The sequence below is a fragment of the Pseudomonas sp. 34 E 7 genome, assembly GCF_900005715.1.
Lineage (GTDB): Bacteria > Pseudomonadota > Gammaproteobacteria > Pseudomonadales > Pseudomonadaceae > Aquipseudomonas > Aquipseudomonas orientalis_A.
In genome coordinates this window covers 77,430-98,238 of the sequence record NZ_CVTX01000156.1, presented here as the reverse complement: position 1 = coordinate 98,238, position 20,809 = coordinate 77,430, and the positions used below count along the sequence as shown (strand labels likewise).

The window sequence follows — 20,809 nt, the reverse complement described above, 5'->3', positions numbered from 1 at the left end:
ATCGGCGATATCGCTCTCATCCAAGCTAAAAAAGGAGCTGTTCATGCTACATCTGGAACCCGATACCCAGGTACGCAACCCCGTGGGCAACCCTGTGGTCGCCAGCGTCACGGTCAATGGCGACGCGCGCAGCGTGTGGAATATCGTCGGAGACTTTTCCGGTTTCGCCAAATTCATCCCGGCGTTGTCCCACATCGAAATGACCGGGGAGGGCGTGCGCTCGGTACGCAAGAAGCTGTTCAAGGACGGCAATGTGGTGATCGAGCAACTCAACAGCCATGACAACGAAGGCATGACCATGACCTGGTCGCTGATCTACACCTCGCTGAATATCGGCAATCTGTGGGCCGTCATGCAAGTGGAGCCGCAAGGTGCGAATCAAAGCCTGGCGACCTGGACCATCATTGGCCAGCCCTATACCGGCGGCCCGGAGGACGTGCCGGCGTTCGAGGCGTTCCTGCAAGGGTTTGCCGATGATGCGATGAAGAACGTGCAAGCGCTGTTTAACTGATGAACAACAGGTGCCAGGGCGCCCGACGCCCCGGCACTGTCGGGACTGTAAAATGCAAAAGGCCATTCGCAGGAATGGCCTTTTGCGTTGCGAACCGATAATCAGCCGCCTGCTGATTGCTCGTTCGACAGGAAGGCGTGCAGCGCCTCCATCGTCATGCTTCCCAAGTCTTCGCCTGCGCGCGAGCGAACGGTGACGGTACCGTTTTCTTTCTCTCGCTCACCGACTACGAGCAGGTAAGGAATACGCTGAAGGGTGCTTTCACGAATCTTGTAGCCGATTTTCTCATTGCGCAGATCGGCTTCCACCCTGAACCCCAGCTGGACCAAGTCATTGCGTGTCTGATCGGCATAATCATTCTGTGCATCAGTGACCGTCACGACAATAGCCTGCACCGGTGCAAGCCAGAGCGGGAATTGACCGGCGTGGTGTTCGATGAGAATACCAAGGAACCGCTCCAGGGAGCCCACGATTGCGCGATGCAGCATGACCGGCTTGCGTCGCTGGGAATGCTCATCGACGTATTCGGCGCCCAGGCGATCCGGCATGTGATAGTCGACCTGCATCGTGCCTACCTGCCATTCGCGGCCGATGGCGTCACGCAGGTGATATTCGATCTTTGGGCTGTAGAACGCGCCTTCGCCCGGCAGTTCCTCCCACTCGACATCACACTCGGACAGGGCCTCACGCAACAGGTTTTCGGCCTTGTCCCACACCTCGTCGCTGCCCAGGCGTTTGCCTGGCTCAGGACGCAAGGCGATTTTGACCGCAATGTCAGTGAAGCCGAAGTCGGTATAAACCTTGACTGCCTGGTAATGGAACGCCTTGATCTCTGCCGCGATTTGCTCTTCGGTGCAGAAAATGTGCCCGTCATCCTGGGTAAATGCGCGCACCCGCATAATGCCGTGCAAGGCGCCCGAAGGCTCGTTGCGGTGGCAGCCGCCGAACTCGCCGTAACGGATCGGCAGTTCACGGTGGCTGCGCAGGCCATGCTTGAAGATTTGGATGTGGCCGGGGCAGTTCATCGGCTTGAGTGCGTACTGGCGGTTTTCGGACTCGGTGACAAACATGTTTTCTTTGTAGTTGTCCCAGTGCCCTGATTTCTTCCACAGGGTGCTGTCGAGTACTTGCGGCGACTTGACTTCACGGTAGCCGCCATCGCGGTAAACCCGGCGCATGTACTGTTCGACCGTCTGCCACAACGACCAGCCCTTGGGGTGCCAAAAGACCATGCCTGGCGCTTCTTCTTGTTGGTGAAACAAGTCGAACTGTTTGGCCAGTTTGCGGTGATCACGCTTTTCAGCTTCTTGAAGTTGGTTCAAGTAGGCCTTGAGCTCTTTTTCGTTGCCCCAGGCAGTGCCGTAAATACGGCTGAGCATGATGTTGTTGGAGTCGCCGCGCCAGTAGGCGCCAGCCACTTTCATCAGTTTGAAGGCGCCAAGCTTTGCTGTGTTGGGGACATGTGGCCCACGGCACAGGTCGGTGAACTCGCCCTGGGTATAAAGCGAGAGGGTTTCCCCGGCGGGTATGGCGTCGATGATTTGCGTCTTGTAGCTTTCGCCCAGTTGTTCAAAAAACGCCAGTGCTTCATCCCGTGGTAATTGCGTACGGGTAACCGGTAGTTGTTCTTTGACGATCCTGGTCATTTCGGCTTCTATGAGCGGAAGATCGTCCATTGTGAAAGGACGAGGTGCCACGAAGTCGTAATAGAAGCCATTATCAATAACGGGGCCTATCGTTACTTGCGTGCCGGGGTACAGGCGCTGAACCGCCTGTGCCATCAAGTGGGCCGTCGAATGGCGTATCAGCTCCAGCGCTTGCGGGCTTTTGGTCGTGACAATCTCTACGGTAGCGTCTGTTTCCAGGAGGTAGCTGGCATCGACCAGCGTGCCGTCGACCTTGCCGCCAATCGTCGCGGCAGCGAGGCCTGCGCCAATGGATTGAGCCAGCTGTTGCACAGTCAAAGCTTCTGGAAAATCTCTGCGACTGCCGTCCGGTAGAGCGATAGTGACCATATGTAAGGGTGCTCGAATATTAATAGTTTCTAACGGGTGAATGCATCGTGTATAGGCACATGAGCTTATAAGCAACACATCCTGTGTATGCTGCCTGAGCGTCTGGAATTGCGGTGTGCAACCATATCACGATATGTTCCATACATATTCATTGGCGAGATAGGGTTTCATTTTGTTAGTGGTTTCCAACCATTCCCTGTAGGGGTCACTGGCCTTGACGATGCCGCTGCCGGCGTAGACATGAATGTGCGATTCGGTGAGCTTGACCGTGCGAATGGCCAGCGCGAAGTTGGCATCATCTCCCAGGGTGAAGTAACCAAGCCCACCGGTAAAAAAGCCGCGGTCGATTTGTTCATAGCGACGAATACGTTCGCCGCAGACGGCCAAGGGTTTCCCCCAGATCGTGGCGGGTGGATAGACCGCCGCCAAGGCATCGAATACGTTCAGCCCTGCTTTTACCGTGCCACTGATCAAGCTTTTGAGGTGTTGCACGTAACCCAGGTCGATTACGCTGCGCGACTCGCGCAAGTCCAATGAGCCGTTCTCGCAGACCGTTGCCAGCTGTTCAAGAAAGAGCCCGGCTGCGGTTTCATGCTCCTCGAGTTCCTTCAGGTCGCTGGTGAGTTCGTGCCGATAGCGGGCGTTTTTTTCACCCTCGCTCGAGCCTTTGCGGGTTCCCGCCAAGGGCTCGACAACCAGCAGGTCGTTGTCCTTGCGCAGCAGCGTCTCGGGTGAAATACCGACCCAGGCGACCTGGTCGGCCCATCGGAAGACGAACTCGTAATGCGGGTTGGGGCGCGGTGCCACCAGGCGCAGCAGCAGTGCGGGTGAAATTGGCCGTTCGAGGGTCAGTTTGACTTCACGGCCAATGACCACTTTGTCTGCATCGGTGCAGGCAAGCTCGTTCAACAAACCGACTAGATCGTTGACGTAGTCGGCACACGCAGGAATGTCTTCGCGTTGGGTGATGCGCGGGTTGGCCGTTGGCGTGAAGTCTGCCGCAGAGGCGATGAGGCGCTCGTCGATGGCGTACCAGATATCGTCGTGCAGACAGCTGAACGTCAGTTGCTCGTCGCTGATCCGGCAGAATAGCCGGGGCAGGGTGAAGACCAGTGGTTCACTCAAGTGTTCGGGATGGGTTGCGCAACGCCAGCCTCCGAGGAAAGTGGCAGAAGCGGGCAAGCCATGCTTTTGCATCAACCATGGGCATAGCTGCTCCACAAAGCGGGCCACCGCATCAAACAACTGTTCATGGAACAATCGCGAAGCGTCCAGTGCCAGCGTCTGCGCCAGACACACCGCCTGCTCGTGCTGCAACTGCAGGCACAGGTGTGCCCCATCATGGGTGACCACTACGCGAAACTCACTGCCCAGGCCGATCATCGACGTTCGCACGCCGTCGGTATTCTGGCTGAACAAGCCCATGAACTCACCGGTCAGCTTTGGAAAACGCCGCTCCAATACCGGCAGCAACGCGGCGCCCAGTTCATGTGCGTTCAGGCTTGGATAAGGATTGGCGTAGCTCGACTGTTTGAGGGTATTCATCGAGACTCCCGATAGGCATGGGCCAGATGACTGCATAGCTGCAAGGTTTTTTGAAAGTCGAAGAACGGCGCCGTGTCTTCATGACGCTCAGGCGCCGGAAGACTGGAGACATGGCTGCGAACCTCCAGCGCAATGCCACTCAACCGGCTGCCGAGGGTCCTGTGCAGATTCAGGGTCTGATCCCATTCCTGGGCGACGTTTTGGGTCAGGCTGCTGGTCGCTGGGTGAGCGGTGTGCCTATTCAGTGGGTCACATAACCAGATTACGGGCGATCGTTGTGTCTGCAGGGCGCGGATCGCTTCGCCCACTGCTTGGGTGCCATCTGCGGTATTGGCAATCAGGAGGATTTTGCCCGTTTGACGCTCAGGGTTTAGGCGCTCCACGATGTTGACCAGCGTGTGCGTATCCAATGGCCCCCCGAGGCGAAGGGCGATGGGGTTGTCCAGGCCACGGGCAAATTCCACGTAGCAACTGTCGCTGAACAGGTTGCACGCGTCGATCCACAGTAACGATGCGCTGGAGGCATAGAAACCCGAATGGCGCGTGCGACGTACCAAGGCTTCTTCATAGTCCAGATGCGCACACTCATGGCTGGTATGGATCGTCGACGCCTTGGCGCGCAGCCGTTGCATTGCCGCTTCAGTGGCCTCATAAGCCCACAGCAGACGATTGGCGTCCGGGCGCCTGGCCCACGGCGTTGCCGCTTGGCAGTTGACCATGTCGCCAAAGTAGCGATCCAGCGTGACGCCATTGACGAGTTCTGTGGCGTCAGCCCGGGTGCGCGCATAACTTCCTGCGACCGAGCCGATTGCCAGTACCGGCAGGCTCAACATCAAAGCGAGGTACCGGCTCAACGATTCAACCGTCTTGAAGCCTTGATCGAACGTGACGTGGGTAACATCGTTCAGGCTTTGTTCACGTTGGCCCATGAGCTGCACGAACGTGTGCCCGTCCGCTGCGTGCACGAGTGCTTGTCGCAGCCGGAGAATGTCGTCTTCACTGACCAGGCTGGGCAGCCGTGACAGTTGCTTGAGCACGGCGGGCAGCTGTTTGCCTTGATAGTCAGGCATGTGCCGGCGCTCTTTATCGCGCCAGCTTCCCGGTCGCCAGGATTGCGACGCGTATACCGAATCGAGATTCAACACTTCAAGCCTCCAGGCAATACTCGACATCAATGGCAATGGGCAACTCACTCAAAGGTGGCCCCACCATCAACGACCAGGTTTTGCAGGGTTATGTGGTTCGCATCGCCAGACAGCAGAAAGGCCACTACCGCAGCAATATCCTGCGGCTCGGCGATTTTTTGCAGCGGAATCCCGAGTCGATATTGCCCGGGGTCGCCCGCAATGATGCGCTGCTCGGTCTGCGGTCCTTCACCGGCAATGTTTGCCAGCATGGACGTGCGGGTCGAGCCGGGCGATACGACATTGCAACGAATTCCCTGAGCGGCGAACTCCAGGCCTATGCACCGGGTGAGCATGGCTGCCGCGGCCTTGGACGAACAGTAAGCACCCATGTTGATGCGCGGCGTGCTGCCGGCATTGGAGGCAACCGTAACGATTGCGCCTTGACCCCGTTCGGCCATACGAGTGGCCACGGCCTTGGAGACGAAGAAGGTACCGTGGACATTCACCTCAAAGGTCGTTTGCCATTCTTCGGCTGACGTAGTGGCAATGCTCTTGGCCACCAGCACACCGGCATTGTTGACCAGCCCGGTCAGCGGGTACTGGTTGTCAATGGCGGCAATGGCCAGTTCCACTTCGTGGGGCCGGGTGATATCGACCACCTTCGGATGCAGCCTGGGTGAGCGTTGTTCGTCTGCCAGCGCTGCCAATGCCTCGACGTTGTTGTCCAGGGCAAACACATCGGCGCCTTCCTGGAGCAGCAGGCGGGTGATGGCGGCACCGATACCCTGGGCCGCGCCGGTAACGACAATCGACTGATGTTCGAAACGGTTCATGGCTGCTCGCACTCCGTCACAGGCATCCGCGCGCTGAGCAGTTCCCACCAGGCGGTAAACCCGGGCCGTTCGGCAAGCTCCATGAAGCTCACGTCAATGCCGCGCTTGCGCCATTTCTCACTGAGCGTCAGCAGGCGAACCGAGTCGACTCCAGCCTCTTGAGGCGACTCGAGTTCGGCAAGCTCCTTCGTGGGGATGCGCAGTATCGCGGCAATCTCGGCATAAAAATCCGCTTTGTCGTAGATCAGCTTGCCCTGGGTCATCGTGCCTTCCCCAGGTCTGCCAGCATGTCGTCGCAGGACATGATTTTGCTGGAGCAACTGGCCATATGGCGTATCGCCATTTCATGCAAATCCAGAGAGAAGTCGCCCATGGCATCCGCCACGACGAAGGGCTGGATATCGCACATGAATGCTTCGGTCGCCGTGACCAGACAACCGATGTGGGCATACACACCACAGATAATCAGTTGGTCGCGGCGGCCCTCCTGCAAACTCTTGAGAAGAGGCGATTTGGCAAAGGCGCTGTAGCGATGCTTGACCAGCACCTCGTCGCGCTCGGCGGTGGGTTCAAGCCCTGCGACGATGTCCTTGGCGTTGCCTTCCTCGGGCATGCCCGGCCCCCAGAAGTCCGTCAGCAAACCGCGGTCGTCCTTGGATTGGTTACCCGGTTGAGCGGTGTAATACACCGGAATATTCAGCGCATGGCAGCATTCCTTGATGGCGGCGATACGTTGTACGACGCCATCAATGAACGTCTTGGAGGCGTAAGGCGCCAGGAAGTAATTCTGCATATCGTGGATCAACAGCGCCGCACGGGACGGCTCGACGGTCCAGTCCAGCGGTTTGCGTTGCAGTGCCACTTCGCGCGGCGCGCGGTATTCCATGATTTTCGGGATTGCCATTATTCAGTCCTTGTAGGTTCAGGTGCCAGTTAAGCCGTGGGTTTATTGACCCAGTTGTACTCGCAGTAATTTCTTGTCGATCTTGCCCAGCGTGGTCTTGGGCAACGACGGGACCAGATGAACCTGATCCGGCACTTTGAAGGCCGCTATGCCTTGCTGGCGAACGAACGACTTGAGGGCGCTGGCAGTCAGCTGCGCGCCGGGCGCCAATACGACCACGGCGCACGACACCTCACCCAGGTACTCGTCCGGCAGCCCGATGATCCCGGCCTCCAGAACGCCTGGATGAGCAAGCAGATAACCTTCTATTTCTTCTGCGGCGATTTTTTCGCCGCCGCGGTTCACTTGGTCCTTGATGCGGCCGGTGACCACCAGATAGCCGTCATCGCGGAACACCACGACATCCCCCGTGCGGTAGAAACCATCTGGCGTGAAGGCCCTGGCATTGTGTTCCGGCGCGTTCAGGTAGCCGCGGATGGTGTAGGGGCCGCGTACCAGCAATTGCCCGGCGACCCCATTGGCCACGGGCTCATCGTTTTCGTCGACGATCAGGATTTCATCGCCACTGCTGATAGGGCGTCCCTGGGTATGCAATACATGCTCCTCGGTGTCACCCACTGCCGTGTAGCAAACCAGGCCTTCGGACATGCCATAGACCTGCTGCAGCTGGCAGTCGAACGAGGTGGCAAGCCGCTCGGCGACGTCATCGCTCAGGCGCGCGCCTCCGACCTGCAGCAACTGCAGGCTGGACAGGTCATGGTCGCGGGAGGCATGCAGCCAGGCCTGGGCCAGGCTTGGAACCACCGACGTCAGTGTCACGCGCTCGCGCTCTATCAGGGCAAAGGCGGCTGAACCGCTGGGGTCCGAGGTCATGACGACGCGCCCGCCGGCGTACAGCACGCCGAGGAAGCCCGGCGAACTGAGCGTGAAGTTGTGCCCGGCAGGCAGCACGCACAGGTACACGCTGTCGCTGTCCAGTTGGCAGATCCGGGCGCTGGCCTTGAAGCTGTAAAGGTAGTCGTCATGGCGGCGCAGGATGAGTTTGGGCAGTGCCGTGCTGCCGCCGGACAAGGTGATAAGCGCAGGCTCGCGCGAACTGCGCTGCGGCCAGGCGGCGGTGCGTCCGTACAGGTTGGCGAACGGGACGAACCCTTCGGCATCACCGACTACGATGACCTGCTTGATCGACGCAATCTGCTGCGTGAGCTCGGTTGCGATACGCCGGTAATCGAAACCCAGCGCCTGGTCCTTGATCACGTAGGCGATCGCACCTGAAATCTCAAAGATGTGCGTGATTTCGTTCAGGCGATCCGAGGGCAGCGCAAACACCGGAATCGCGCCAAGGCGAAACAGGCCGAAGATGGTTTCGATGAACTCCAGGGAGTTCGGCAATTGCACAACCACTCGGTCACCGGCCTTCACACCGAGGGTGGCGAAGCCGTCGGCAATGCGATCGGCATTGCTGTCCAGTTGCGAATAGCTCAAGTTCCGATCGCCGTCGGTAACAGCTACCCGCTGCGGGGCGAGCAGTGCGTGGCGGGTGAGGATGGCGCCGAGGGTTTCCCCGGTCCACCAGCCACTGGCGCGGTAGCGAGATTCGAACTCTTCGGGCCAGTAAGGTGCATCGAGCCCTTCGGTCGGTGCAGGAGGACTGATGAGCGCCTCATGATCGTGGGCTTGCGTGCGGGCCAGGCATTCGCTGTGACTGGCCGGGCCGAACAGGGCAGTCCAGCCTGCCGGCGTGGGCGCAAACTCAGGCCACAAGGAAAGCTGGCGGGCATCGTTGGCGAGTAGGCTGAAGCGGCCCTCGACATCATCGAACGGGTTATGAAACGCGCGCAGGGCACGGGGCGCACGCACGGGCACAACCGGGTTGAGGTGCTTATAGTTCGCCAGCAACACCTGCGCCAACGGTTCGGCAAGATCGGTCACGAAATAATGCCCGCCGCCTTCGATCACTGACAGCGTCACGTCCGACGAATACATCCGCCAATCCTTGTAGCGCTCCTCATAGTCGGGCGTGAGGGGGTCCATGTCGCCGACGATTACATGAATGGGGGCTTGCAGCGTTTGCCGGTTCAGCGCTTCCTCGGCGAAGAAGCGCGCCGTCTGGGTAGCGTCATGCTTGGTCATGCGCGCGATGCTTGCCATGCTGGCATCGTCGAGGACTTCCTTGAATCCGCCGATCTGCTGCAGGAAATCAATAATGCTTTCGCCGCTCTGGTCGGCAACCCTGGCCTGCACGTCGACCGGGTCCTGATCCAGCAGCATACCGCCAATCACCAGGGCCTTGAGGTCGGCGCCGGCCTCTTCGAGGCGGCGTGCGATTTCGATGGCGGTGGCGTTACCGGCGCAGTGCCCGTAGACGATAATCGGCCCGCTCAACGTGGCGAGGATTTCCTGGGTCGCGGCATCAGCGACGACTTCCAGCGCTTGCATGCCTTCGTCCGGGCGCATGATGTCGTGCCCCGGCAAGTTCACCGAGACACAGTTGAAGACACTCGACAGCTGGTTGACCAGGTTACGGTACGCAAATGCATTGCCGCCGGCAAATGGAACGCAGACCAGGTTCAAGCGCTCTTTCTTTGCGCTCTTGTCGAACGCATGCAGCCAGTTGACCGCGCCTTGCGCGTCGTTGTCTTGATGATCGCGCAGGTAGTCTGCGTTGGCCCGGGGGGTGGGGTGGTCGAACAGTTCGGTGACCGGCAGTCCCAGGTCCCGGCAGATCCGAATGGCTTTGATTGAATCGCCGCCGATATCGAAGAAGTTGTCATCGATGCCGAGGGTGTCTATCTCCAGTTGCTCTCTCCAGGCGGCCAGCACTCGCTCGTCCAACTCATCGCGTGGCGCTTCGACCTGGCGTGCGCCCGACAGGGCAATGGTCGGCAGGGCCTTGCGATCAACCTTGCCGCTCAAGGTGACGGGCAGGCGCTCTTGCACGCCGATGGCGCCGGGTACCATGTAGGACGGTAACCGCTCGCGCAGGTAGTCGCGCACCTGTGCGGTGTCGATATCCTCGCAACGGCAGGTGGCTTTGGGGACGACGTGCGCCACCAGCTTGGGATCGCCCGAGGCGTCGGTCACCACCAATGCAATGGCGTCGGACAACAGCGGGTGGCCACGCAGTTGGGTTTCGATTTCGCCCAATTCAATGCGATAACCGCGGACCTTGACCTGCTGGTCGGCCCGCCCGATGTATTCCAGTACGCCACCTTCCTGCAATGCCGCCACGTCACCGCTGCGGTACATGCGCTCACCGGGAGCACCGAAAGGGTCGGCCACAAAGCGCGTGGCATCCAGATCCTGGCGATTGAGGTAACCACGGGCGAGGCCTGCGCCCCGTACGTACATCTCGCCATAACCGCCCACGGGTACCGGACGCAGCGCGTCATCCAGAACCTTGATGTCCAGGTCATCGTAGACCGTGCCGATCAGGCTGCCCTGGTTGGTCTGCACCTGTTCCAGCGTGACGAACTGGTACGTCGCGTTGATGGTCGTTTCGGTGATGCCGTACAGGTTAAGCAAGCGCGTCCGGCTGTGACCGTAGTGTTCGAACCAGGGTTTGAGCCGGCTCAAGTCCAGCGCCTCGCCGCCAAAGCACTGGTAGCGCAGATTCAGTCGAGCGGCCAGCGCTGGTTGATCGGCCTGGGCCTCCATGAAACGGTAGAACGCAGAGGGGATCTGGCCGAATACCGTCACCTGCTCCTGCACCACCAGTTCCAGCAGTTTTTCCGGGTCGCGGGTCGTGTCCACCGGTACCAGCACCAGGCGGGCGCCATGCGCGAATGCGCCCCACATTTCCCACACGGAAGCGTCGAAGATGTAGCCGTGACAGGCCGTCCACACGTCGCTGCTGCGGTAATCAAACCAGTGATGGGTGTTTTCGAACAGGCGCACGACGTTGTGGTGGGTGATGCACACGCCTTTGGGTTTGCCCGTCGAACCTGAGGTGTAGATGATGTAGGCCAGGTCGTTGGCGCGAGGGCCCGATTGCAGGTTGTCGATCGATTGCTGTTGCACTGCATCCATGCACGATGGGGTGTCGATCACCATGACCTTCACGTCGCTGCCCGAGACCAGCGCCTGGCTGGACTGGTCGCAGATCACCAGTGTCGGGCAGGTGTCCTCAAGGATGGTGGTGATGCGTTCGGCGGGTGCATCCGGGTCCAGTGGCACGTAATGCGCGCCGGCCTTCAACACGCCCAGGATGCACACAAAGGTTTGGACCGAGCGCGCCAATAGCAGCGCGACCGGTTGGGGGCTGGTTTGCCCGGTCTGGTCCTGGATCAAATGGGCAAGACGGTTGGCGCGTTGGTTCAGCGCCTGATAGGTGAGGTGTTCGCCGTTGAAGGTCAGGGCGATGGCGTCCGGAGTCGCGTGCACGGCGCGCTCAAAGCGTTCGACCAGGGTCTGCGCCAGCGTATGCGCCTGGTTGACCGGGCTGAAGCAGGCATTGCCCTGGGCGTAGCCCGGGTCTGTTGCATCGTAGGCGTCCAACTGCCCCAATGGCGTGTCGCTGGCCGCGGCGAAACGTTCGACAAAGTCGATGAACCGTTGCACGTGCCGTTCAAGGGCATCGCGGCTGTACAGCGCCGGGTTGGCCATGGCAATGATGTTCAGCGTTTTATCGTCGGCCGGGGTTTGGATCAGCAGCGAGAGATCATCGGCCGGGCCTGCGCTGAGCACATGGACCTCGCCGGGAACGCCGTCGAACGACAGCTTTGCGGAGAAGAAATCGATGTTGATTTGCGGTCCGGTCAGGCGTCGGTTGTCCCCCAGCAGGTTGCAATCGCGGCGGATGTCTTCGGCCCGATAGCGCTGATGAGGGCGCATGCGGTCCAACTGTGCCTGCACGCTGGCGACCAGTTGCTCAACGCTTTGGCCGGGTTTGATGTCCAGGCGCAGCGGCAGCACATTGGCCAGGGTGCAGGGCACGTTGATTGCGCCCGTGGCGAAGCGGTTCATCATGGGGACGCCAACGGTCACCTGCCGGTAACCCGTGCTACGCCCGACAAACGCGCCAAAGGCCGCCAACAGCACGTTGACCCATTGCGAATCCATGGCCTCGGCGCGTTCGCGCAAGCTGGCCATGATGGATTCGTCCAGCACCCGGCGATGTTGGATGGCCTGGTAGGACGGCTGAGCGACATCACTGTTGAGGCTGGCCACTTCGGCCATGTCCTGGCAGTGCTGCTGCCAGAATGCACGGTCCTGTGCAAAGGCCGGCGATGTGCGCCAGGCCTGCTCGTTCTCCAGCACCTGCCGAACGCTGCAGAAAGGCGATGGCGAGCAGAGGTCCGGGGCTTGCCCGTAGAGGTCGGCAACGCGTTTGAACAGCATGGAGAGCGCAACGCCATCCATGGCGATATGGTGGGTTTTGAAGTACCAATAGTTGACGTTGGGCGCAACCTGTAGCAGCGCGCTGGAGAAGATCGGGCCGCTCGACAGGTCAGTGGGACGGGCCAGGTCGCTCTCCATCCAGCTGCGCGCTTGCTCGGCATCCACTGCAAGCACGTTGAGCTCGACGGCCACTTGGGCGAGGATGGTCTGGGTCAGCGCGCCGTCCTGAGTCTCGTCTTCATGAAAGCGCGCACGTAGTGCTTCGATGTCGTCCACCGCCCGCTGCAGGGCGTGCTGAAGCCGCTGGGGATCGATATCGCCGCTCATTTCGATATAGCTGGCAACGTTGTAGGCAGGGCTTTGCGGATCGAATTGATGCCCCATCCAGATCGACTGTTGGGCAGATGTCAAAGCAGTGGTGAATGAGGCTGACATGCCAGTTTAACTCCGGTCGGAAATGGTAAATGCAAGAGAGGTCATGCCTTGGGCAAGTGCTGCTGGCCTTTCACCGCATCGAAAAAACGCTCGCACAAATAGCTGCGCTTGGACGGGTCGACTTGAGCGTCGATCAGTACCGGCCTGTCCATGTTCAAGGCTTCTTCCAGGTGCTGGCGCAGTTCGCCGCCCGTGGTGGCGGTGAACGCCTGGACTTGCAGGAATTGCCCGGCTGCCGAGAAGCTCATGGGCATCTGTTCGGTCAGCGCGATATCTGCCGCATCCGAGGAAAGCGAGGCCCAGCGTTGGTTGTTGAGCACAATCACGATAGGACTCAGGCCAAATTTGGCGGCTCGCATCAGCTCGTTGCCGGTCATATGAAACGCACCATCGCCCACCAGCACGATAGGCCGCTTGCCTGTACCCAATTGGTAGCCCATGGCGCCCGGCACGGCGATCCCCATGCTCATGTACAGTGGCGAGGTCAGAACGTCGGCAGGGAACATGCCCAGGGACATGAAGAACACGTCGCCGCAGTCGACCACCAGCTGGGTATCCGGTTGGGTGACGAAATGACGGTTGAGCTCGTTGATGATGTCGAAGGGCGTCAACGGGCTTTCTTCTGAGGGGTAGAGGCTGGTCGGCGTCGGTACGATGAAGTCCTTTTGCGTCTCAGTCAGTGGTGCCAGCGGTGTCTTGGCGTTGTGGATCACATCGCTGAAGGCAATCAGGAACTCGGCGGTGGAGGCGTTGAAGTGCTGACGCCCGACGCTGATCTTGCCGTCATCGGCGTGGATCAAGCGGCCCTTGGCGATATGACTGGCGATACCCATGTTGACGTCAGAGTTGGGTTCGCCGATGAGCATCAGTACATCGCATTTGGCCAGCAGTTCACGGGTAACCCGAGAGGGTGACGCGGGCCCGGCATAGATGCCGCGGTAGTTGGGGTGCGAAACGGGGATGCCGCCTCGGGACATCGGCGTGGCCACCCACGGCATGGCCAGGCGCTCGCAGACGCGCATGGCCAGGTCCGTCAGCCCGCGCCGCTTGAGATCAAGCCCGGGCACGAACACCGGATCGCGGGCTTTGCGCACCAGCGCGTAAGCCAGCTCCGCGGCCTGGCGAGCGGCCTGGCTATAGCGCGTCGAGGGTTCCAACGGCACCCGACGGGCAGGGCTGTAGCGCACCCGCGCCTGGAACAGGTCTCGGGGAATTTCGATATACACCGGCCTGGAGTGAAGCACCGCCAAGGCCACGGCTTCGCGCAGTTGCTCCAGCACCTGGTGCGGGTCCGTCACACAGACCTGGTGCACCGTAATCTCCTTCATGATGCGATATTGGGTCTGGTGATCCACGATCGTGTGGTGCAGGAATAACGGCGCCTGGCGCTCACGGGTACCTGGGGCGCCGGAAAACACCAGCAATGGCACGCGCTCTACATAGGCTTGGGCAATGGCGTTGGTGGCGTTCAGCACGCCGACGCCGTAGGTGAAACACACGGCGCCGGGCACCCCTTTGCCGACGGCATAACCCAACGCCGCCAGTGTGGTGCCGTACTCATGGGACATCGTCCTGAGTGCGAGCCCCGGCGTAGTCAACAGCTCACGCGACAGCTGCATGGTGAAGTCGCCGGGAATGCAAAACAGGTCATCGATTCCGCTTTCTACCAGCACTCGACCCACCAGGTCGCCCAGGCTGACCTCCTCGGAGGCCAGGTTGATGTGAGTGGATGGGAGGTCGGTCATCGTTGAGCACCCTGATAGACCGCCGCCAGTAACTCATCATCCAGGTAGTTATCGAAGGAGTAAGCCAATGGCGCGAGGGGGAAAGCCTGAAGGAACTCCTTGATCTGTTGCGCGACCTTGGCCGGCTCGGTTTTCTTGAAGTACAGGTCGGCGATGAAGCGTGCGACCACTTCAAAATCTTTCTCTTTCATGCCACGGCGTGTCATCGCCTGAACACCCAGGCGTATGCCATGCACGCCCGGTTTTCCGGGAATTTCGATATTGGTGGAACGAATCCCGCCGGCATGCAGGCTGTTGACGCACAGATCGAGTGCTTTTTGCAGATCACCCACGGCAAAGTGCACTTGGTGGGTCTGGGTGAAACCGAACGACTCTCCGGTCACATCCAGCCCCAACTCATGCAGGTGACGGGCCAGAGTCTTGGCATTGCTCACGATCTGCGCGGCATAGTCCCGACCGAAGAGTTCCATCTCCTTGAATGCCACCCACATCGGCGGCAGTTGTTCGGCGTGGCAGTTGCTCTGCAAATGCGGGCAGACCCACAGCGAGGTGTCTACCAGCAGGGGATGCTGAGCCGATTTGAAGCCGATATAGCCTTTTTGCGGACCGGGGATCGTCTTGTGCGTGTTGCCATGCACGATGTCGGCACCGCAACTGAGGGGAGAATCAAACACGCCTCCCATGATCAGGCCGCCGTCGTGGCTCATGTCATACGTCAGCGTGCAGGAGTCCGGCAGCACGCTGCGGATCTCGGCCAGCGGCTGCCAGCGCAACTTGAATGATTGATCGAGAATGACGATACGGATATGCGGGTTGCGCCGCACCATCTCATCGAGTTTGGCGACGTCAATCAGCAGGCTGATGGGGTTCACCGGCAGGTGGAAAATCTCGATGCCCATTTTCTGCGCCAGGCTCTCCAGCGCGAAGTGGCCACCGTCGCGGTGTGCAAAATGGACAAAACCTTCACCCGGTTTGCACGCCGCGAGCATCAGTGCCTGCTCGGCCGTAGAGCCGCCGTTGGGGCGCCAGTCGAAGGCCTGCGCGCCAATCAGTGTTTTACCCAGGTCACGCACTTGATCGGCGATGGCATTCATGTGCCCAGGTTCCGGGAAATGCCACTCGCCTGCGGGTACTTCAAAGGGAAACGAGCAATGGTAGAACGCACCAGCCGTGGAGCCCGATGTCAGGCGGACCAGGGCGCTGGGATAGTTCTCGTTCGCCGTGAGGCTCAGGCTGTCCTCACGGTACTGGTGGTCCTTGCCCAGGGTTGAGCTCAACCAATCGACGATTTGGGCAGTTTGTTGTTTGACATTGCTCATTGGGTGTTCTCTGCGCTTGAGGTGAAGGCGGATGGGCTGGCTTCGTAAAGCGACTCGCGGGGGCCGCCAATCACGTCGTATTCGATCTGGCAGGCTTCATCGATGATCAGCCCGTAGAGTTGCTCGATCAGGGATTCGCGGATGTGGTGCCGGCGACCCCGCGCCTTGCAACGCTCGACGACCTGGACCACGCGGTTGGGCTGCATGACGGCGGTCTGGTGATCTTTTTTGCTTTGCGCTACCTCTCGAATGAGGCTCAGGCGCTGGCCGAGCAAGTCCACCAATTGATCGTCGATGTGGTCGATACGTTGGCGGTAGTCCGCCAGGCTTTGAGGCGTCCCTTCAATCGATTTCGGCGCCTGGTCAAGCTGTTCAAACAGGTGGCGACTGGTATTTTCAAGACCTGGATTCAGTTGCTTCAGCGCGTTTCTCAGCATTGCCATCGACAAGTGGTAATCCAGGCGTGAGTCGGTATTGACCACGTCGTCCAGCTTGCCCAACTGCGCCAGCATGCGACTGCGTATTTGCTTGGAGTAGGGGTTGTTCGACTGGATTTCCCAGTACACATCGGGATGGTTTTTAGTCATGCGCGCCAGCAGCGCGAGCATGACCTTGAAGGGGGGCGGGGCTAGTTCGAACAAATTCGTTAGAGGGGCAGCGGACTCTTCCAGCGTCAAACCAAATCCCATGACCAACGCGTGGCCAAGGGTCTGCAGGTATGCCATCGTCCGGTCATGCTCGCTGGCGGTCATCTGGAAAACATTCGCTGGCCAACTGTGCAACCACTCGACAAGTCGTGCTACTGCGTCGCCGTCGCGGTAGGTCACCACGGCTACTGGCCTGCCGGCAGGATCCAGGTCGCCGGAAAACATCGGGTTGATGCCGACCATGGGTTGCGTTACATCCAGCGTCGCGACGAAGTCGGCGAATTCGCTTTTGATCGACAGGGTGTCGACGATCAGGCAATCGGAGCGTAAAGAGGGCAACAGGTGAGGCAGCGCTTCGCTCAGGACGTTCTGGGCCAGCGCCAACACGAGGATTTCAGCATCACCCAGTAACTGCTTTATTTCGCTGCTGGGACGCAAGACGTCGCCCTGGATAGCCTTGTGGGGCAGCGCCGATTGATCGTCGACGGCAATATCAATACCGGTGACGCTATACCCGGTAATGCTTAATTGATTGGCCAGTAACTGGCCGATTGATCCGAGTATGCCGACGACAACGGCATGACGCTGCGCGGAGGGAAGGCTCATACTGATGTGTTCCTCAATTGTGTGACGGCCTCGACAACGCCGCTGGCCTTGACGATGGTCTCGATGTATTCGCCCAGTGGGTCAGAGAGCGAGGTAATCGCACCGCCAACGCCGAAGCGGGCGACCTGGGTGTCGACGGTGATGGAGCGAATCATGATGTTGAGATCGCAGGCTCCGCCCAGGCCAAACCAGCCGAGCGAGCCGGAATAGGCCCCACGTGGGCCCTCTTCGAGACGGTCGATGATTTCCATCGTGCGTTTCTTCGGCGCGCCGGTCATTGAGCCTCCCGGAAACGTCGCTCGCACACAGTCAACTGCGTTAAGTGATGGTTTGAGCTGCCCTCTGATGGTCGAGACCAGTTGGTGCACGTGGGAGTAGGTTTCGACCGCAAACAGAGCAGGTACCCTTACCGAACCAATGGTGCAGACCTGCCCCAGGTCGTTGCGCAACAGGTCAACGATCATCAGGTTTTCCGCCCGGTCTTTTTCGTCACCACGCATCTGTTCGATCAGTTCCTGATCTTCTTCGGCGCACCGCCCGCGTGGCCGGGTGCCTTTGATCGGCTTGGCTTCCACTTGGTGGAGGCGGTCGACTTTCAGAAAGCGTTCCGGTGACGAACTGATGATCTGAAAGTCGGGGATCGAAAAATAACCGGCGTGAGGAGCGGGCGTGAGCTCTCGCATTACGCAATAGAGGTCGAAGGATGAGTCGGCGAACGCAAACTCGATCAAGTTGGTCAGGCAGACCTCATAGGTCTCACCGTCGATGATCTCGCGCTGGGCTTCGTTGATCTTGTCGATATAGCGCTGCTTGGAGTGCCGTATGCAGGCGTGCTCTTGTATCCACGCCTCAACCTGAGGCAGCGACAGCTTGCGTTCACGACTGACAGGCTCCGCCCCCCGGGGTTGCTCGTGCAGTCGCGCCTGGACCTGATCGAACCAGTGGGCCGCATCCTGCCGGTCTTTGTCATGTTCAACGAGGTACAGCAGGTAACAGCGCTGCTCGGCGTGGTCGTAAGCGATCATCCGGGTTGTCAGGATGAAGGCTGCATCGTGTGAGTCGGATGCGTAAGCCTGAGCGCCGAGGGTTTCGCACTTGAGTTCATAACCCAGCAGGCCGACATACCCGAGGTTGAAGTCAAATGGCAGCCAGTGCGGCTGTTCGCAGTGGTAATGGTTGAGACGCGCGGCCATCAACTCAAGAAAGTCCGGTGTCGACTCCCAGGTGATGCCGTCGCTGCGTTCAACGCGCGCGCTGTGAGTGGACGTGTCATAGGTGATCGTTTCGGCAAGGCGGCCATGGGAATCGCCCATAAAGGAGAAACGCGAAAAGCCTGGTTTCACTACGCTGCTTTCGAGAAAGAAATGATGCGGCGAAGCAAGAAACTCGCTGCGAAATACACGCAATGGATCGGGGTTGTAATCAAGCGCTCTGACTTCGACATCAAAGGTCGTCATTGCCCACTCCTGATAGTTGTGATGCCGGCATCCGGCAGGTTTAGCGGGGTAGACGCTCGAGCTTGTGCCGATGCGCGATGTCTCGAAAGTTGCGCAGCAGGTCAAGCCCGGAATCGGTACAGATGGATTCGGGATGGAACTGGATGCCGTAGAGCGGTCGTTCGGTATGGCGGATACCGTGGATCATTCCGTTTTCATCCCACGCGCTGAGTTCGAAGGGCCCCTTGAGCGCCTTCACGACGAGGGAGTGATAACGAACCACTGGCATATCCACGGGGAGGCCTTTGAACACGCCTTCATTGTTGTGGCGTATATGCCTGACCCTGCCGTGCATGGGTTCCGGCGCATGGTCCACATCCATGCCATGCACGTGCGCCATGCACTGATGCCCGAGGCAAACCCCCAGCAGAGGTACATGCGCGTCGCGGATCATGTCTTCACTGATCCCCACGTCTTGCCGGCGCTTGGGTGTGCCCGGGCCTGGAGATACGATGATGCAGTCGTAGCGGCCCAAGTCGATATCGTGGGGCGACGCATCATTGGTAAAGACATCAGGTTCTTCCCCCGTTACTTGCCCCATATATTGATAGAGGTTGTAGGTGAAAGAATCGAAGTTATCGATGATCAAAGTCTTGAACATGGGGCCGGCTCTCGTTTCTTAACGCTCAAGTCGTGACATAGTTACGATCTGAAAAAGCATCTTTAACGCTGTCCAGTTCTAATACGCCGATCTGGTTGAGCAGTCGGTAGATACGTTGCAATATCGATTTTTTCATGCGTGCCTGATCCGTCGAGAAGTGCGGATCGGATTCATGAATCACTTGTTCTGCCTGCGCCTCGGTCAAACCGCAATGAGCGAGTATCTTGCGTTCGAAACCACGGCTGAGATCGGCCCCGAGAAAATCATCCAGGTAGGCCGGTAGCATTAAACCGAAGTGTTCTTGAGTTTCACGAGGCAGTTGCGGCCAGCGCTCTTTCATCAGATCCGCGAAAAATCGAGAATGACGGCCTTCGTCGCGTACATGGTCCATCATCAATGTAGTAAACGACTGAGCCAACTCCCGCTCACGGCCCAAGTTGGCAACCTCATCGGTCAAGACGTTTTCGGCGAGCGTGACGGCCAGCAGTTGGAAGTCCATGCGCATACTTTCCGGCAGGCTGGCATAGGCGCGCGCGGTGGCATCAAGTTTGCGATTGGTTTGCGGCACTTCCAGGGGTTCAATGGCGCTCTTTTTCTTCATCTGAATGATGTAGTCAAGCGCAACATGAGCATGGTAGCCCTCGTCAACGATCACCGTCAGCGCCTGCAATTTGGCCGCATCATTGATGTCTTTAATATTGTTGTGAAGCATGTCCAAACAGCACTGGATAACGAACTTTGTTTCGAGTAAGCCGACGCCGTACAAAAACTGATAAGCCGCCTGGGTCAAGATGTACGAGCGTACCTGCGGGCCCAGCTCCAGCACCAAGGGGTGCTCGCAGATAGAGCAGCGCGCCACTGGATAAATGAGCTGTTCGCTGCTGTAGTCGGGCACGAGAATGCGCGGGGTTGAGCGCACGGTCGCTTTGGCGTACCACGTGTCGGTAATTTTATTCAGCAATTGAGATTCAGGCATGACGGCCCTCCAGGGGTTGAGACACGAGGCGCGAACAGCGTCGCGGTCGACTGTGGTGTGTCTGTCAGCTAATAAAAAAGGGGTGAATCACGCGACTGTTATCCACGACGCGAAAATCTTCTTTCCGTCGGAGTGCGTGACTTTTCCGGCACGGCTGGCATGAATGCCGACATTGCGCAGCAACCGTTCAACGCCCAGGGGCGACACCGTAATTAACTTGTTTGCGCCCTGGCCGGCGGCGCTCGCCAGGGTTTCGCGCATCAAGTCGATGGCGATATCGGAAGAAAACTGAGACGCCGCTTTTTTATTTCGCACGTCGAAATCCATTGCCGCGAAGCGCGACAATTCCAGGACAGTTTGCGAATTCGGCGGTGTTTCGCCGCTTAACAACTCGGGAAATACTTCGCTCAATAAATAGGGGCGGGTGGTGCTGAGTAACCGGGCAGTGCCGATGATGTGATCATCGTCATTCCGAGCAACCACATAGACTGTGTCGTCACGATCGAATTGATCGTATTCGAGACCGTCGGTGCAATTCAGCTTCCAACCCAGGTGTTCAACGAACACTTTGTGACGATAGTGTCCTATCGCGGTCATTACAGCGGGCGGCAATGTGGATGATGTTCCGGTAATGAAGTGCACTTTTTATCACCTGGCGAGAGTCTGCCGGGCAATTAGATATAAAAATGGGTCACGGGCCACCTACCAT

General features: G+C 59.0%; 15 protein-coding genes. 1 reads left to right on the top strand and 14 read right to left on the bottom strand.

All coding sequences use genetic code 11. The features are described from left to right. Window positions 1-43: 43 nt before the first annotated feature. Window positions 44-511, top strand: coding sequence for an SRPBCC family protein (locus BFP96_RS19760; RefSeq protein ID WP_065936866.1), 468 nt, complete (start codon window positions 44-46; stop codon window positions 509-511). A gap of 101 nt (window positions 512-612) precedes the next feature. Here the strand turns inward: BFP96_RS19760 and thrS are convergent, their stop codons facing one another. The 14 genes from thrS to BFP96_RS19695 all read right to left on the bottom strand — a co-directional run bounded on the left by thrS (window position 613) and on the right by BFP96_RS19695 (window position 20,742). Beyond that, window positions 613-2,526, bottom strand: a complete 1,914-nt coding sequence (thrS, locus tag BFP96_RS19755; RefSeq protein ID WP_065936865.1) for a threonine--tRNA ligase — start codon at window positions 2,524-2,526, stop codon at window positions 613-615. Between the two features lie 126 nt (window positions 2,527-2,652). Then, entirely contained in the window at window positions 2,653-4,071 is a 1,419-nt protein-coding gene (locus BFP96_RS19750) for a chorismate-binding protein (protein ID WP_065936864.1), read from the bottom strand. After that, entirely contained in the window at window positions 4,068-5,243 is a 1,176-nt protein-coding gene (locus BFP96_RS19745) for a 3-deoxy-7-phosphoheptulonate synthase (RefSeq protein ID WP_083216667.1), read from the bottom strand. Before BFP96_RS19745 ends, BFP96_RS19750 begins: the two co-directional genes overlap by 4 nt. Window positions 5,244-5,260: 17 nt before the next feature. Continuing rightward, window positions 5,261-6,031, bottom strand: coding sequence for a 2,3-dihydro-2,3-dihydroxybenzoate dehydrogenase (locus BFP96_RS19740; protein WP_065936862.1), 771 nt, complete (start codon window positions 6,029-6,031; stop codon window positions 5,261-5,263). Then, window positions 6,028-6,294, bottom strand: coding sequence for a phosphopantetheine-binding protein (locus tag BFP96_RS31025; RefSeq protein WP_065936861.1), 267 nt, complete (start codon window positions 6,292-6,294; stop codon window positions 6,028-6,030). Before BFP96_RS31025 ends, BFP96_RS19740 begins: the two co-directional genes overlap by 4 nt. Then, a complete protein-coding gene (locus tag BFP96_RS19730; RefSeq protein ID WP_065936860.1) occupies window positions 6,291-6,935 on the bottom strand; it encodes an isochorismatase family protein in 645 nt (214 codons plus the stop codon). Before BFP96_RS19730 ends, BFP96_RS31025 begins: the two co-directional genes overlap by 4 nt. 42 nt (window positions 6,936-6,977) lie before the next feature. Continuing rightward, window positions 6,978-12,710 carry a non-ribosomal peptide synthetase gene (locus BFP96_RS19725; protein ID WP_065936859.1) on the bottom strand — a complete coding sequence of 1,911 codons (5,733 nt, stop codon included), beginning with the start codon at window positions 12,708-12,710 and terminating at the stop codon, window positions 6,978-6,980. Window positions 12,711-12,751: 41 nt separating this feature from the next. Continuing rightward, on the bottom strand, window positions 12,752-14,455 hold the full coding sequence (locus tag BFP96_RS19720; RefSeq protein ID WP_065936858.1) for a thiamine pyrophosphate-binding protein: 1,704 nt from the start codon (window positions 14,453-14,455) through the stop codon (window positions 12,752-12,754). Continuing rightward, window positions 14,452-15,774, bottom strand: coding sequence for a hypothetical protein (locus BFP96_RS19715; RefSeq protein ID WP_065936857.1), 1,323 nt, complete (start codon window positions 15,772-15,774; stop codon window positions 14,452-14,454). The genes BFP96_RS19720 and BFP96_RS19715 overlap by 4 nt, the downstream gene beginning before the upstream one ends. Then, the gene (locus BFP96_RS19710) at window positions 15,771-17,027 is read right to left on the bottom strand and encodes a chorismate mutase (RefSeq protein WP_065936856.1); all 1,257 of its coding nucleotides are present in this window, start codon (window positions 17,025-17,027) and stop codon (window positions 15,771-15,773) included. Before BFP96_RS19710 ends, BFP96_RS19715 begins: the two co-directional genes overlap by 4 nt. Beyond that, window positions 17,024-18,589: an aminodeoxychorismate synthase component I gene (pabB, locus tag BFP96_RS19705; RefSeq protein ID WP_139113425.1), complete on the bottom strand. Its 1,566-nt coding sequence runs from the start codon at window positions 18,587-18,589 to the stop codon at window positions 17,024-17,026. Before pabB ends, BFP96_RS19710 begins: the two co-directional genes overlap by 4 nt. Beyond that, the gene (locus BFP96_RS29420; protein ID WP_083216665.1) at window positions 18,525-19,124 is read right to left on the bottom strand and encodes an anthranilate synthase component II; all 600 of its coding nucleotides are present in this window, start codon (window positions 19,122-19,124) and stop codon (window positions 18,525-18,527) included. Before BFP96_RS29420 ends, pabB begins: the two co-directional genes overlap by 65 nt. A 25-nt stretch (window positions 19,125-19,149) precedes the next feature. Beyond that, window positions 19,150-20,100 carry a diiron oxygenase gene (locus tag BFP96_RS19700; protein WP_065936855.1) on the bottom strand — a complete coding sequence of 317 codons (951 nt, stop codon included), beginning with the start codon at window positions 20,098-20,100 and terminating at the stop codon, window positions 19,150-19,152. An 87-nt stretch (window positions 20,101-20,187) separates the two neighbouring features. Further along, on the bottom strand, window positions 20,188-20,742 hold the full coding sequence (locus BFP96_RS19695; protein ID WP_240997037.1) for an acyl-homoserine-lactone synthase: 555 nt from the start codon (window positions 20,740-20,742) through the stop codon (window positions 20,188-20,190). Between the last annotated feature and the right edge of the window lie 67 nt (window positions 20,743-20,809).